The organism is Pseudomonas sp. CC120222-01a (assembly GCF_003097235.1).
GTDB lineage: Bacteria > Pseudomonadota > Gammaproteobacteria > Pseudomonadales > Pseudomonadaceae > Aquipseudomonas.
The window spans coordinates 14,551-29,225 of record NZ_QEQQ01000034.1 but is presented as its reverse complement, the minus strand read 5'-3'; the positions used below and the strand labels follow the sequence as shown (position 1 = coordinate 29,225).

Genomic DNA, 14,675 nt, shown 5'->3' with positions numbered 1-14,675 from the left:
TTTTCAGGTCTTTGATGAGTTTTCCGACGGTTAAAGCCGCGCAAGGCTCATTTCTCGGGTAAAGTACGCCCCGATCTACCCCTGACCGCTCGGTCAGGGGTCGCTTCTGCCAGGCCTGCCTGCTGCGTCCCCGCCTGGTGCAAGGCAAGAATTCCCTAAAGTTGCGTTGTTTTCGTCAATTCTGGAGTGCTTACAACAATGGCAAAAATCGTCGACATCAAAGGTCGTGAAGTTCTCGATTCGCGTGGCAACCCCACCGTGGAAGCCGATGTACTGCTCGACAACGGCATCATCGGCAGCGCTTGCGCGCCGTCCGGTGCTTCCACCGGCTCGCGCGAAGCGCTGGAGCTGCGTGATGGCGACAAGAGCCGTTACCTGGGCAAGGGCGTGCTGAAGGCCGTCGCCAACATCAACGGCCCGATCCGTGACCTGCTGCTGGGCAAGGATCCTTCCGACCAGAAGGCCCTGGACCGCGCCATGATCGAACTGGACGGTACCGAGAACAAGGCCAAGCTGGGCGCCAACGCCATCCTGGCCGTGTCCCTGGCTGCCGCCAAGGCCGCTGCACAGGATCAGGACCTGCCGCTGTACGCGCACATTGCCAACCTGAACGGCACCCCGGGCCAGTACTCGATGCCGGTTCCGATGATGAACATCATCAACGGTGGCGAACACGCCGACAACAACGTCGACATCCAGGAGTTCATGGTTCAGCCGGTTGGCGCCAAGACCTTCTCCGACGGCCTGCGCATGGGTACCGAAATCTTCCACCACCTCAAAGCCGTGCTGAAGGCCCGTGGCCTGAACACCGCCGTAGGTGACGAAGGTGGTTTCGCCCCTAACCTGGCTTCCAACGAAGACGCACTGGCTGCCATCGCCGAAGCGGTCGAAAAAGCCGGCTACAAGCTGGGCACCGACGTGACCCTGGCCCTGGACTGCGCGGCTTCCGAATTCTACGAAGACGGCAAGTACAACCTGTCCGGTGAAGGCAAGTCGTTCGACGCCGAAGGTTTCGCCGAGTACCTGAAAGGCCTGACCGAGCGCTTCCCGATCATCTCGATCGAAGACGGCCTGGACGAGTCCGACTGGGCTGGCTGGAAGATCCTGACCGACAAGATCGGTGCCAAGGTACAGCTGGTCGGTGACGACCTGTTCGTGACCAACACCAAGATCCTCAAGGAAGGCATCGAGAAGGGCATCGGTAACTCGATCCTGATCAAGTTCAACCAGATCGGCTCGCTGACCGAAACCCTGGAAGCCATCCAGATGGCCAAGGCTGCCGGCTACACCGCAGTGATCTCGCACCGTTCGGGTGAAACCGAAGATTCGACCATCGCCGACCTGGCCGTGGGTACCGCTGCTGGCCAGATCAAGACTGGCTCGCTGTGCCGCTCCGACCGCGTCTCGAAGTACAACCAGCTGCTGCGCATCGAAGAGCAACTGGGCGCCAAAGCGGTTTACCGTGGTCGTGCCGAGTTTCGCGGCTAAGCAAGAGATGGTAAAAAGACAGCAGCCGAGGCTGTCGGAAGTTTCATACTGAAATTTCCGACACTTCATGCGGGTTTCTGTCAACGAAGCCTGGCCTCGGCCAGGCTTCGTGCTATATGACGCCCGTGTGCGGCGGTCTTTAACCTGGATACCTTGATGCGCAGTCCCTATTGGTTGTTCCTTGTCCTGCTCCTGCTGCTCGGTGGCCTGCAGTACCGCCTTTGGGTGGGTAACGGCAGCCTGGCGCAAGTGGCCGAGCTCAAGCAGCAGATCGACGAACAGCACGCCGAGAACGAACGGCTGCTGGAGCGTAACCGCGTGCTCGATGCCGAGGTGCTGGAGTTGAAGAAAGGTATGGAGACCGTCGAAGAACGGGCTCGTCATGAACTGGGAATGGTCAAAGAGGGCGAAACCCTCTTCCAGCTGCCGCAAAAATGATTGAAACGCTACCGGCCTTCTGGGCCGTGATTCCTGCTGCGGGCGTCGGTGCCCGCATGGCTGCCGACCGCCCCAAGCAATACCTGGAGCTGGCCGGGCAGACTATCCTCGAGCACAGCCTCGACTGTTTTCTTGGCCACCCCTCGCTCATGGGCCTGGTGGTCAGCATTGCCGAAGACGACCCTTACTGGCCAGGCCTGCGCTGCGCCACCGACCCGCGTATTCAGCGGGCAGCGGGTGGTGACGAACGTGCCGACTCGGTACTCAATGCCTTGTTGCTGTTGCATGCCCAAGGGGCGTCGGACAACGACTGGGTGCTGGTGCACGATGCGGCGCGGCCAAATCTGGCGCGCCGCGACCTGGACAAGTTGCTGTCGGAACTGGCCGATGACCCGGTAGGCGGGCTGCTGGCGGTGCCGGCGCGCGATACCCTCAAACGCGCCGATGCCAACGGGCGGGTGGCCGCGACGGTGGATCGCAGCACCATCTGGCAGGCCTATACGCCGCAGATGTTCCGCCTGGGGGCGCTGCATCGGGCCCTGGCTGAGAGCCTGGTTTCCGATGTGGTGGTGACCGATGAGGCGTCGGCCATCGAATGGTCGGGGCAGGCGCCGCGGCTGGTGGAAGGGCGCAGCGACAACATCAAGGTCACCCGGCCGGAAGACCTGGAATGGCTGCGCCAGCGCTGGGCGGGCAGGCGCTGAGACTGCTGGGACCGCTGCGCGGTCTTTTCGCGACACAAGGCCGCTCCTACAGGGAATTGCGATCTCCTGTAGGAGCGGCCTTGTGTCGCGAAAGGGTCGCAAAGCGGCCCCAGCATCCGATCAGGTCACCCTATACTCCGGCAACACAGCCAACCCTTCCTTCAGATAATCCACCAGCCGCCTGACCTTCGGCGACAGGTGCCGCTGCTGCGGATACAGCGCCCATACCGCTGTATTAGGGGGCTGATGTCCCTCCAGCAATGACACCAACGCCCCACTGTTCAAATGCTCAAGCACGTAATAGTCCGGCAACTGGCACAACCCCATCCCCAGCAGCGCCGCATCCAGCACCGCCTGGCCACTGTTGCAGCGCCAGTTGCCCTGCACCCGCTGGCTGATCTCGCGGCCATCCAGCTGCAAGGCCCAAAGGTCGGAACTGCCGATCAGGCAATTGTGCCTGGCCAGTTCCGACAGACTGTGGGGTCGCCCGTAGCGCTCCAGGTACGCCGGCGAAGCGCACAGATACATGCGCCGCGGCGCAAGGCGGGTGGCCACCAGCCGCGAGTCGGCCAGGCGGCCCAGGCGGATTGCCAGGTCCATGCCTTCGTGCAGCAGGTCCAGGGTACGGTTGCTCAGTTCCACTTCGACCCGCAGTTGCGGATACAGCGCCATGAAACGCGTCACCAGCGGCACGATGAAGCGCTCGCCATAGGCTACCGCACAGGTCATGCGCAGCAGCCCCTTGGGTTCGCTTGCCAGGTCGCCCATGGCGCGCAGGGCTTCTTCGCGGCCGTCCTGCAGGCGTTGGCAATGCTGCAGAAAGGTCTGTCCGGCTTCACTCAAGGCCACCCGGCGGGTACTGCGGTACAGCAAACGGGTCTGCAGGCGTTCTTCGAGGCGGGCGATCTGCCGGCTGATGTGCGACGACGACACGCCCAGGCGTTCGGCTGCCGCCGTGAACTGGCCAGACTCGGCCACGGCGACGAATTCGTCGATGCCTTCCCAGCGGCTGGTCATGGATTATCCCTGTGTGGCAATAATGTTTTGGCTTTGCCTGGATTATTCATCAAAAGCGCCTGGATTACACTGCGGGACTGAACCGATCCACTGTCTGGAGACCCTGTGATGATCAAGTCCCGTGCTGCCGTTGCCTTCGAGGCCAAGAAACCCCTGGAAATCGTCGAAGTCGACGTGGCCATGCCCAAGGCCGGCGAAGTGCTGCTGCGCGTGGTCGCCAGCGGTGTCTGCCACACCGACGCCTACACCCTGTCCGGTGCCGACCCGGAAGGCATCTTCCCGTCGATCCTCGGCCATGAAGGCGGTGCGATCGTCGAAGCGATCGGCGAGGGCGTGACCTCGGTGGCGGTGGGCGATCACGTGATCCCGCTGTATACCCCTGAGTGCGGCAAGTGCAAGTTCTGCCTGTCGGGCAAGACCAACCTGTGCCAGGCCATCCGCGCCACCCAGGGCAAGGGCCTGATGCCGGACGGCACCACCCGCTTCTCGTACAAGGGCCAGCAGCTGTTCCACTACATGGGCACCTCGACCTTCTCCGAGTACACCGTGCTGCCAGAAATTTCCGTGGCCAAGATCCAGAAGGAAGCACCGCTGGAGAAGGTCTGCCTGCTCGGCTGCGGCGTCACCACCGGCATTGGCGCAGTACTCAACACCGCCAAGGTCAAGCCAGGTGACACCGTGGCCATCTTCGGCCTCGGCGGCATCGGCCTGTCGGCCGTGATCGGTGCGGTCAAGGCCAAGGCCTCGCGCATCATCGCCATCGACATCAACCCGGCCAAGTTCGAGATCGCCCGCCAGCTGGGTGCCACCGACTGCATCAACCCGAAAGACTACGACCGCCCGATCCAGGAAGTGATCGTCGACCTCACCGACGGTGGCGTGGACTTCTCGTTCGAGTGCATCGGCAACGTGCAACTGATGCGCGCGGCCTTGGAATGCTGCCACAAGGGCTGGGGCGAGTCGGTGATCATCGGTGTTGCCGGTGCCGGCCAGGAAATCGCCACCCGTCCGTTCCAGCTGGTGACCGGCCGCGTCTGGCGTGGTTCGGCATTCGGCGGCGTACGTGGCCGCAGCGAGCTGCCAAGCTACGTGGATATGGCCGAGAAGGGCGAGATCCCGCTGGATACCTTCATCACCCACACCATGGGCCTGGAAGACATCAACAAGGCCTTCGACCTGATGCACGAAGGCAAGAGCATCCGTAGCGTGATCCACTTCTGAGGTCAGCCATGAGCCTGGATAACATCTCCTGCCAGAAGAGCTTCGGCGGCTGGCACAAGCGTTACCGGCATCACTCCAAGGTGCTGGGCTGCGACATGGTGTTCGCTGTCTACCTGCCACCGCAGGCCGAGCAGGGCGAGAAGCTGCCGGTGCTGTACTGGCTCAGCGGCCTCACCTGCACCGACGAGAACTTCATGCAGAAGGCCGGCGCCCAACGCCTGGCCGCCGAGCTCGGGCTGATCATCGTCGCCCCCGACACCAGCCCGCGTGGCGAGCAGGTGCCGGGCGACCCTGACGGCGCCTGGGACTTCGGCCTTGGCGCCGGGTTCTACCTCAACGCCACCCAGCAGCCCTGGGCGCAGCATTACCGCATGCACGATTATGTGGTGCAGGAGTTGCCGGCACTGATCGAGGCGCACTTTCCGGCCTCCGACCAGCGCAGCATCAGCGGCCACTCCATGGGCGGCCATGGCGCGCTGGTGTGCGCCTTGCGCAACCCGGGGCGCTATCGCTCGGTGTCGGCGTTCTCGCCGATCAGCAACCCGATGGATTGCCCATGGGGCGAGAAGGCCTTCAGCCGCTACCTGGGTGAAGACCGTGCGCGCTGGCGCGAGTGGGATGCCAGTGTGCTGCTGGCGGAAACGCCGGCAGGCGAGTGCCCGCCGTTGCTGGTGGACCAGGGCGACCGTGATGACTTCCTCGAGAAGCAGCTCAAGCCTGAAGCGCTGGAGCAGGCTGCACGCAAAGGCGGGCATGCGCTGACCCTGCGCCTGCAGCCTGGCTATGACCACAGCTACTACTTCATCGCCAGCTTCATCGATGAGCACCTGCGCCATCACGCGATGGCACTCGGACGGGTGTAACAGCCCGGTCCAAAAGCCGCCCAACCACCTGCAAAGCAGGTAGAATCACGCCCTGACTCAATCAGGGCGTTTTTCTATGCGTATTGGCCACGGCTACGATGTGCACCGTTTCTGCGACGGTGATTTCATTACCCTGGGTGGGGTGCGTATCCCCCACAAATACGGCCTCCTGGCCCATTCCGACGGTGACGTGCTGCTGCACGCCCTGAGCGATGCCTTGCTTGGCGCTGCGGCACTGGGCGACATCGGCAAGCACTTCCCCGACACCGACCCGCAGTTCAAGGGCGCCGACAGCCGCGTGCTGCTGCGTCATGTGGTCGCTATCGTCAAGGCCAAGGGCTGGCAGGTCGGCAACGTCGACGCCACCATCGTTGCCCAGGCCCCGAAAATGGCCCCGCATATCGAAACCATGCGCCAACTGATTGCCGAGGACCTGCAGGTCGAACTCGACCAGGTCAACGTCAAGGCCACCACCACCGAGAAGCTCGGTTTCACCGGCCGCGAGGAGGGCATTGCCGTGCATGCGGTTGCCCTGCTGCTGCCAGCATGACCGAACTGGACCTGCTGGGCCCGCGCGCGACGGGTGAATCGTTGGGCAGCGCCGTGCTCAAGGCCGTGGCCGAAGACTTCCAGGTCGACGAGGTGCTGGACATTCCGCTGTCCGGCCAGGGCGAGCACCTGTGGCTGTGGGTCGAGAAGCGCGACCTCAACACCGAAGAAGCCGCCCGCCGCCTGGCCCGTGCCGCTGGCGTGCCGGTACGCGCCATCAGCTATGCCGGCCTCAAGGACCGCCAGGCCCTGACCCGCCAGTGGTTCAGCCTGCACCTGCCGGGCAAGGCCGACCCGGACCTGTCGCGTGCCGAAGACGACACCCTGCGCGTGCTGAAGCAGGTGCGCCACCAGCGCAAGCTGCAGCGCGGCGCTCATTCGGCGAACGGCTTCACCCTGCGCCTGACCGCCCTGGCCGCTGATCGCCAGGCCCTCGATGCACGCCTGGCGCAGCTCAAGCAGCAGGGCGTGCCGAACTACTTCGGCAGCCAGCGTTTCGGCCACGGCGGTGGCAACGTCCACGATGCCCAGGACTGGGCATCGCGCAGGGCCCTGCCGGAGCAGCGCAACGTGCGTTCGCGCCTGCTTTCGGCGGCGCGCAGCTATGTGTTCAACCAGGTGCTGGCGGCGCGTGTCGCCGATGGCAGCTGGCAGCGCGCCCAGGTCGGGGATCTGTTGGCGTTCACCGACAGCCGTAGTTTCTTTCCAGCGGGCGAGCAGGAATGTTCTGATCCTCGCCTGGGAATTCTGGACCTGCATCCCACCGGCCCGATGTGGGGAGAAGGCCCTTCGCCCGCAGCTGGCGCGACTTCCGCGTTGGAGACCGCGATCGGCGAGCAGCATCTGGCACTGTGCCAATGGCTCGCATATGCGGGCATGAGTCACGAACGGCGCATCCTGCGGCTCCCTATTGGCGGCTTGACGTGGCATTATCCCGAGCCTGATATCCTGCAACTGGAATTCGTCCTTCCGGCCGGATGCTTCGCCACCGTGGTGGTGCGCGAACTCGTCGATCTGGTGCCGGCAGGGCAGACGGACAGCCCATGCGTATTCTGATTTCGAATGACGACGGTGTTACGGCACCTGGCCTCGCCGCGCTTCACGGTGCGCTGGCGGATTATGCCGAGTGCGTGGTGATCGCCCCGGATCAAGACAAGAGCGGCGCCGGCAGTTCGCTGACGCTGGACCGGCCGCTGCACCCGCAGACCCTGGCCAACGGCTTCATCAGCCTCAACGGCACGCCGACCGACTGCGTGCACCTGGGGCTCAATGGGCTGTTGCCGGAGCCGGTCGACCTGGTGGTCTCGGGCATCAACCTGGGGGCCAACCTGGGCGATGACGTGATCTATTCCGGCACGGTGGCCGCCGCACTGGAGGGCCGCTTCCTGGGCGGCACCTCGCTGGCGTTCTCGCTGTTGTCGCGCCAGCCCGACAACCTGCCGACAGCCGCCCACATCGCCCGGCGCCTGGTCGAGGCACTGCCGCGCCTGCAACTGCCGCCGCGCACCGTGCTCAACGTCAATATCCCCAATCTGCCGCTGGAGCACATCCGAGGCATCCAGCTCACCCGCCTCGGTCATCGGGCGCGGGCGGCGGCGCCGACCAAGGTGGTCAACCCGCGCGGCAAGGAAGGCTACTGGATCGCCGTGGCCGGGGATGCCGAGGATGGCGGGCCGGGGACCGATTTCCATGCCGTCATGCAAGGCTACGTATCGATTACCCCGTTGCAGCTGGACCGTACGTTCAACGATGCCTTCGAACAGCTCGACGGCTGGCTGGAGGGCCTGCTCTGATGCGTGAACAGGACGATCTGCAGCGCCGTGGCGGTATCGGCATGACCTCGCAGCGAACGCGCGAGCGGCTGATCCAGCGCCTCTGCGAGGAAGGTGTGTCGAACAGCAAGGTGCTCGACGTGATTCGCCGTACCCCGCGCCACCTGTTCGTCGACGAGGCGCTGGCACACCGGGCCTACGAAGATACGGCGCTGCCGATCGGGCACAACCAGACCATCTCCCAGCCGTTCATGGTGGCGCACATGAGCGAGCTGCTGCTGGAGGCGGGGCCGTTGGACAAGGTACTGGAGATCGGCACCGGTTCAGGCTACCAGACCGCGATCCTGGCCCAGCTGGTCGAGCGAGTGTTTTCGGTGGAGCGGATCAAGGTGCTGCAGGATCGGGCCAAGGAGCGCCTGGTCGAGCTCAACCTGCGCAACGTGGTGTTCCGCTGGGGTGACGGCTGTGATGGCTGGCAAGCGCTGGCACCCTACAATGGCATCATCGTCACCGCAGTGGCACCGGAAGTGCCGCAAGCACTGCTCGACCAGCTGGCGCCGGGGGGGCGCATGGTGATTCCGGTAGGCCCGGCCGGTGAGGTGCAGCAGCTGATGCTGATCGTGCGCGAAGAGCACGGCTTCTCCCGTCGCGTACTGGGCGCGGTGCGTTTCGTGCCACTGCTCAACGGGCCACTGGCCTGAGCCGCCAGGAATATTTGCAGCAGCAACGAATTCTTGCGGCGCGGCCCTGTCTATCTGGCGGGGCCTGGGCCCTGCCATTGCCGCTTGGCTTGGTTATAATTGCAACAATATTGCATTTCTTATCGTCTTATCGATTTTCGGCACCATGAGGGGAGCGCGGGTGGGGCACACAGTCATTCGGCAGCGCAAGGATCGGTCGGCTTTCAAGCTTCTGCTGATTGCACTGGCCATGGGCACCTTGCTGACAGGTTGCTCCAGCACGAGCTCCAGCAGTGCGCGCGTGGTCGATCGAAACACTGCTGCGCCCAAGCGACCGGCAGTGACTTCGGGGCAGTATGTCGTCAAGCCTGGCGATACGCTGTTCTCCATCGCGTTCCGCTATGGTTGGGACTACAAGGAGCTGGCAGCGCGCAACGGCATTGCCGCCCCGTACACCATCCGCCCGGGCCAGGCGATCCGTTTCAGCAGTGGCTCCACCAGCAGCAGTACCGTGGTCTCCAGCCCGTCCTCGTCGAGCCGGACAACGGTCATTCGTCGCCCTGCCGGAACACCTATCAGCCCCGCTGAAAACGGCGGAAAAACGACGCCAACAACGCCCGCCACGCCTGCTCCGGTGGTTACCACGGTGCCCGCCGCAGAGCGTGCGGTGGGGAACTGGACGTGGCCGGCCAATGGCGTGCTGATTGGTAAATTTGCTTCAAACGGTAGTTTGAATAAAGGCATTGATATCGCCGGTGATTTGGGACAGCCTGTTTTTGCTGCGTCTGATGGTGCGGTGGTCTACGCCGGGAGTGGCTTGCGGGGCTACGGCGAACTGATCATCATCAAGCACAGCGACACCTACGTCAGTGCCTACGGTCACAACCGCAGGCTGTTGGTTCGGGAGGGGCAGCAGGTCAAGGCAGGGCAGTCGATTGCTGAAATGGGGTCTACGGGCACAGATCGGGTGAAGCTGCATTTCGAGATTCGCCGCCAGGGCAAACCCGTCGATCCGCTCCAGTTCCTGCCACGTCGTTGATCGTTGTACCCCGGCCTGTTCCTTGGATGTAGAGGGGACGGGCTCCTGCGTTGCCAGGGAGACAGGCGCCGCAAGAGTCTGAGTTCGAACTCAGCAAAGGACTATAACAATGGCTCTCAGTAAAGAAGCGCCGGAGTTTGACATCGACGATGACGTCCTCCTCATGGAGACGGGCATCGTTTTGGAAACGGATGTGGTGTCAGACGAACCTGCTGTACCGTCGGTTCGGACCAGAGCGAAGTCGGGCTCTTCGCTCAAGCAACACAAGTACATCGATTACAGCCGGGCGCTCGATGCCACCCAGCTGTATCTCAACGAGATCGGATTCTCGCCTCTGCTTTCGCCGGAAGAGGAAGTTCACTTTGCGCGCCTGTCGCAAAAGGGTGACCCTGCCGGCCGCAAGCGCATGATCGAAAGCAACCTGCGCCTGGTTGTGAAAATTGCCCGTCGTTACGTCAACCGTGGCCTGTCTCTGCTCGACCTGATCGAGGAGGGCAACCTGGGGTTGATCCGCGCGGTGGAGAAGTTCGACCCGGAGCGCGGTTTCCGCTTCTCGACCTACGCGACCTGGTGGATCCGCCAGACCATCGAGCGGGCGATCATGAACCAGACCCGCACCATTCGCTTGCCGATCCACGTGGTCAAGGAGCTCAACGTCTACCTGCGCGCTGCGCGGGAACTGACCCAGAAGCTCGACCACGAGCCGTCGCCAGAAGAAATCGCCACCCTGCTGGAGAAACCGGTCGCCGAGGTCAAGCGCATGCTGGGCCTGAACGAACGTGTGTCTTCCGTTGACGTGTCGCTCGGCCCGGACTCGGACAAGACCCTGCTCGACACCCTGACCGATGACCGCCCGACCGATCCGTGCGAACTGCTGCAGGACGATGACCTGTCGCAGAGCATTGATCAGTGGCTGGGTGAGCTGACCGACAAGCAGCGTGAGGTTGTGGTTCGCCGCTTCGGCCTGCGTGGGCATGAGAGCAGCACCCTGGAAGATGTTGGCCTGGAGATCGGCCTGACCCGCGAACGCGTGCGGCAGATCCAGGTGGAGGGGCTCAAGCGCCTGCGCGAGATCCTCGAGAAGAATGGGCTATCCAGCGAGTCGCTGTTCCAGTAAGCCAGGTTTCACTGGTATCTGAAGCGCCCCGATGACCTCGGGGCGTTTTTGTTTCTGCAATCTTGGTAATTCCGTACCGGCCTCTTCGCGGGCAAGCCCGCTCCCACAGGTACTGCACAGTATTCAAGAGCTGTGGGGAGCCTGTGGGAGCGGGCTTGTCGAGGCGTCGAACCGCCGCGAAGAGGCCAGAGCAGGCTGGTATGAATCCAGAGCCAGGCAATGTGTACGGCGCTACCCCTGATGCATGGCGTGTAAGCCTTTGCTTACTCTTTCTGTAAGCCATCTGTGTATCTACCAGTAAATCAAAGTCGTTTTCAGATCCCGATTTTTCTTAACTGATTGAAATCAATGCGTTTTTTGGCTGTGTGGAAATGTGTCCCCAGTAATATCCTGAGAGATCTCGCAGTTGCCTGCCTCAGGGAACTCGCTAGTATTCGAACTGTGCACACGGACATGCACAGGCTTTCAGGGAGAAAGCCAGGGACATCGCAAGAAGCGATTTCATCAGGATGATGTTTGGGACAAGCAGGGACTACGGAAAAAATGTGGGCGGGTCAAACCGCCCCTTTTTTTTGCCCGCAGGAAATGAAAAAAGGCCCGTTGCGGGCCTTTTTCGTGTTTGGGCGCTTAGCGCTCCAGATCGGCGATCTTGCCGGTCTTGCCGTCCCACTCTTCAGCGTCAGGCAGGGCGTCCTTGCGCTCAGTGATGTTCGGCCAGATTTCCGCCAGCTCGGCGTTGAGCTCGATGAAGTTTTCCATGCCAGCAGGGATCTCGTCTTCCGAGAAGATCGCCTGGGCCGGGCACTCAGGCTCGCACAGTGCACAGTCGATGCACTCGTCCGGGTGAATCACCAGGAAGTTCGGGCCTTCGTAGAAGCAGTCCACCGGACAGACTTCCACGCAGTCGGTGTATTTGCATTTGATGCAGTTGTCGGTGACGACGAAGGTCATTTCTAGTTCTCTCCTCAGGCGACGGCGGCGGCCCTTCCTCTCAGGGCCGCGCGGTTTACAGGCATGTGGCTGCAGGCCAGGCTAATAACCTGCAGCACCAGCAAACCGCGGCGGATTCTAACAGCTTGTAGTGGACGCCGTTATAACAGGTTCTTTAGTTGATATAGCATTTCGATAGCTTGACGCGGGGTCATGTCATCCAGGTCCAGCTTGCCCAGCTTCTCGATGGCCGGGTGTGGCAGGCTGGCGAACAGGTCGCTCTGGTGTGGGACTTGCGGCTCGTCCTTGGCCTTCTTGGTCACCGGTGCCTCATGGGGCAGGCTGGTGGTTTCCAGCCGGCCCAGGTGCTCGCGTGCGCGCAGGATCACTGGCGCCGGCACGCCCGCCAGCTGCGCCACGGCCAGGCCATAGCTCTGGCTGGCAGGGCCAGGCAGCACGTGGTGCAGGAAGACGATTCGTTCGTTGTGCTCGGTGGCGTTCAGGTGCACGTTGGCCACCAGCGGTTCACTCTCCGGCAGCACGGTCAGCTCGAAGTAGTGGGTGGCGAACAGGGTGTAGGCACGCAGCTCGGCCAGGCGCTCGGCGGCGGCCCATGCCAGCGACAGGCCGTCGAAGGTGCTGGTGCCGCGGCCGACTTCGTCCATCAGCACCAGGCTGCGGTCGGTCGCGTTGTGCAGGATGTTGGCGGTTTCGCTCATCTCGACCATGAAGGTCGAACGCCCGCCGGCCAGGTCGTCGCTGGAGCCGATGCGGGTGAAGATGCGGTCGACCAGCGACAGCTCGCAGCTGGCGGCCGGGACGAAGCTGCCGATGTGCGCCATCAGCACGATCAGGGCGGTCTGGCGCATGTAGGTGGATTTACCGCCCATGTTCGGGCCGGTGATGATCAGCATGCGCGTGCTGTTGTCCAGGCCCAGGTCGTTGGCTACGAACGGGGTGGTCAGCACCTGCTCGACCACCGGGTGACGGCCCTGCTCGATGCGCAGGCACGGCTCGTCGGTGAAGCGCGGGCAGTTCAGGTCGAGGTTCAGCGCACGCTCGGCAAGGTTGCTCAGCACGTCGATCTCGGCCAGCGCGGCGGCGCTGTCCTGCAGGGGAGCCAGGTGGCTGATGAGGGTTTCCAGCAGCGCGTCATAGAGCATCTTTTCGCGCGCCAGGGCGCGGCTCTTGGCCGACAGCGCCTTGTCCTCGAAAGCCTTGAGCTCGGGCGTGATGAAGCGTTCGGCGCCCTTGAGGGTCTGGCGGCGGATGTAGTCGCCCGGTGCCTGCTCGGCCTGCTTGGTCGGCAGCTCGATGAAGTAGCCGTGCACACGGTTGTAGCCGACTTTGAGGTTGGCCAGGCCCGTGCGGGCCTTCTCGCGGGTTTCCAGGTCGATGAGGAACTGGCCGGCGTTCTCGCTGATCGCCAGCAGTTCGTCCAACTCGCTGTCGTAGCCGGCCTTGAGCACGCCGCCGTCGCGGATGACCGCTGGCGGGTTGTCGATGATTGCGCGTTCCAGCAGGCTGGCCAGTTCCGGGTAGGTACCGGTAATGGCGGCCAGGCGTGCCAGGTGCGGCGCTTCCAGCTCGCTCATGGCGTTCTGCAGCTCGGGCAGGGCGCCGAGGGCGTCGCGCAGGCGCGCCAGGTCACGCGGGCGGGCATTGCGCAGGCCGATACGGGCGAGAATCCGCTCGATATCGCCGATTTCCTTGAGCTGCGGCTGCAGCTTTTCGAAGCGGTAGCCGTCGAGCAGGCAGCGGATCGAGTCCTGGCGTGCCTGCAGCACCTTGAGGTCGCGCAGCGGGCGGTTCAGCCAGCGGGTCAACAGGCGGCTGGCCATGGCGGTCTGGCAGCGATCGATCACCGACTGCAGGGTGTTGTCGCGGCCACCGGCCAGGTTGACGTCCAGTTCCAGGTTACGGCGGCTGGCGCCGTCGAGGATCACCGTGTCGTCCAGGCGCTCGTGGCGCAGGCTGCGCAGGTGGGGCAGGGCGGTGCGCTGGGTTTCCTTGGCGTAGGTCAGCAGGCAGCCGGCGGCGCCGATGGCCAGGGTCAGCTTGTCACAGCCAAAGCCTTTGAGGTCCTTGGTCGCGAACTGCTGGCACAGGGCCTTGCGCGCCGAATCGCGGTCGAAGTCCCACGGCGCGCGGCGACGGGCACCCGGGCGTTTCTCGGCGGGCAGGTCGCGCGGCCAGTCGTCGGGGATCAGCAGCTCTACCGGGTTCAGGCGCTCGAGCTCGGCCAGCAGGTTTTCCCAGCCTTTGATCTCCTGCACGCTGAAGTTGCCGCTGGTGATGTCCAGCACCGCCAGGCCGAACAGGCGTTCGTCACCGAGCAGGGCGGCGATCAGGTTGTCGCGGCGCTCGTCGAGCAGGGCCTCGTCACTGACCGTGCCGGGGGTGATGATGCGCACCACCTGGCGTTCTACCGGGCCTTTGCTGGTAGCCGGGTCGCCGATCTGCTCGCAGATCACCACCGACTCGCCAAGCTTGACCAGCTTGGCCAGGTAGCCCTCCAGCGAATGGAACGGAATCCCGCACATGGGGATCGACTGGCCGGCCGACTGACCGCGCGCGGTCAGGGTGATGTCCAGCAGTTTCGCGGCTTTCTTCGCATCTTCGTAGAAGATTTCGTAGAAGTCGCCCATGCGGTAGAACATCAGCTGGTCCGGGTGCTGGTTTTTCAGCTTCCAGTACTGCTGCATCATTGGTGTGTGTGCGGAAAGATCAGACATTCAGGGCCTTACAGCGGGTGATCTGGTTGGCGATTGTGAAACCGGCAATGGTACAGGCTTTTTCAACCAGATGCAGGCGCGGGCCATGGGGCATGCGCGCGCAGCCAGGTGCATTGCATTTG

General features: G+C 63.3%; 14 protein-coding genes. 11 read left to right on the top strand and 3 right to left on the bottom strand.

Going from position 1 to position 14,675, the window contains the following annotated elements:
- The first annotated feature begins 198 nt into the window (after positions 1-198).
- From eno to ispD, 3 genes are all read left to right on the top strand, one after another.
- Positions 199-1,488 (top strand): phosphopyruvate hydratase, encoded by a 1,290-nt coding sequence (gene eno, locus N430_RS27370; RefSeq protein WP_054885360.1) that lies wholly within the window; start codon positions 199-201, stop codon positions 1,486-1,488.
- Between the two features lie 156 nt (positions 1,489-1,644).
- Positions 1,645-1,926 carry a cell division protein FtsB gene (ftsB, locus tag N430_RS27365; RefSeq protein ID WP_023534037.1) on the top strand — a complete coding sequence of 94 codons (282 nt, stop codon included), beginning with the start codon at positions 1,645-1,647 and terminating at the stop codon, positions 1,924-1,926.
- Positions 1,923-2,630 carry a 2-C-methyl-D-erythritol 4-phosphate cytidylyltransferase gene (gene ispD, locus N430_RS27360; RefSeq protein WP_110639787.1) on the top strand — a complete coding sequence of 236 codons (708 nt, stop codon included), beginning with the start codon at positions 1,923-1,925 and terminating at the stop codon, positions 2,628-2,630. Before ftsB ends, ispD begins: the two co-directional genes overlap by 4 nt.
- 120 nt (positions 2,631-2,750) lie before the next feature.
- Here the strand turns inward: ispD and N430_RS27355 are convergent, their stop codons facing one another.
- Positions 2,751-3,647, bottom strand: a complete 897-nt coding sequence (locus tag N430_RS27355; protein ID WP_110639788.1) for a LysR substrate-binding domain-containing protein — start codon at positions 3,645-3,647, stop codon at positions 2,751-2,753.
- 108 nt (positions 3,648-3,755) lie between these two features.
- Between N430_RS27355 and N430_RS27350 the strand changes: the two genes are divergently transcribed.
- The 8 genes from N430_RS27350 (at position 3,756) to rpoS (ending at position 10,888) form a co-directional block, all read left to right on the top strand.
- Entirely contained in the window at positions 3,756-4,868 is a 1,113-nt protein-coding gene (locus N430_RS27350; protein WP_103445319.1) for an S-(hydroxymethyl)glutathione dehydrogenase/class III alcohol dehydrogenase, read from the top strand.
- A gap of 8 nt (positions 4,869-4,876) precedes the next feature.
- Positions 4,877-5,731: an S-formylglutathione hydrolase gene (gene fghA, locus N430_RS27345; RefSeq protein ID WP_110639789.1), complete on the top strand. Its 855-nt coding sequence runs from the start codon at positions 4,877-4,879 to the stop codon at positions 5,729-5,731.
- 76 nt (positions 5,732-5,807) lie between these two features.
- On the top strand, positions 5,808-6,281 hold the full coding sequence (ispF, locus tag N430_RS27340; protein ID WP_027920015.1) for a 2-C-methyl-D-erythritol 2,4-cyclodiphosphate synthase: 474 nt from the start codon (positions 5,808-5,810) through the stop codon (positions 6,279-6,281).
- Entirely contained in the window at positions 6,278-7,336 is a 1,059-nt protein-coding gene (gene truD / locus N430_RS27335; protein ID WP_110639790.1) for a tRNA pseudouridine(13) synthase TruD, read from the top strand. The genes ispF and truD overlap by 4 nt, the downstream gene beginning before the upstream one ends.
- Positions 7,324-8,073, top strand: a complete 750-nt coding sequence (surE, locus tag N430_RS27330) for a 5'/3'-nucleotidase SurE (protein WP_110639791.1) — start codon at positions 7,324-7,326, stop codon at positions 8,071-8,073. Before truD ends, surE begins: the two co-directional genes overlap by 13 nt.
- 41 nt (positions 8,074-8,114) lie before the next feature.
- Positions 8,115-8,753: a protein-L-isoaspartate(D-aspartate) O-methyltransferase gene (locus tag N430_RS27325; protein WP_165837392.1), complete on the top strand. Its 639-nt coding sequence runs from the start codon at positions 8,115-8,117 to the stop codon at positions 8,751-8,753.
- A gap of 160 nt (positions 8,754-8,913) precedes the next feature.
- Complete coding sequence (locus tag N430_RS27320; RefSeq protein WP_110639793.1) at positions 8,914-9,771, top strand: peptidoglycan DD-metalloendopeptidase family protein; 858 nt, start codon at positions 8,914-8,916, stop codon at positions 9,769-9,771.
- A gap of 109 nt (positions 9,772-9,880) precedes the next feature.
- Positions 9,881-10,888 carry an RNA polymerase sigma factor RpoS gene (gene rpoS / locus N430_RS27315; protein ID WP_016392283.1) on the top strand — a complete coding sequence of 336 codons (1,008 nt, stop codon included), beginning with the start codon at positions 9,881-9,883 and terminating at the stop codon, positions 10,886-10,888.
- Between the two features lie 627 nt (positions 10,889-11,515).
- On the opposite strand, the gene fdxA is transcribed toward rpoS, so the two are convergent.
- Both fdxA and mutS read right to left on the bottom strand, forming a co-directional pair.
- Positions 11,516-11,839, bottom strand: coding sequence for a ferredoxin FdxA (fdxA, locus tag N430_RS27310; RefSeq protein WP_051097441.1), 324 nt, complete (start codon positions 11,837-11,839; stop codon positions 11,516-11,518).
- Positions 11,840-11,979: 140 nt separating this feature from the next.
- Entirely contained in the window at positions 11,980-14,553 is a 2,574-nt protein-coding gene (mutS, locus tag N430_RS27305; protein ID WP_110639794.1) for a DNA mismatch repair protein MutS, read from the bottom strand.
- Positions 14,554-14,675: the final 122 nt, after the last annotated feature.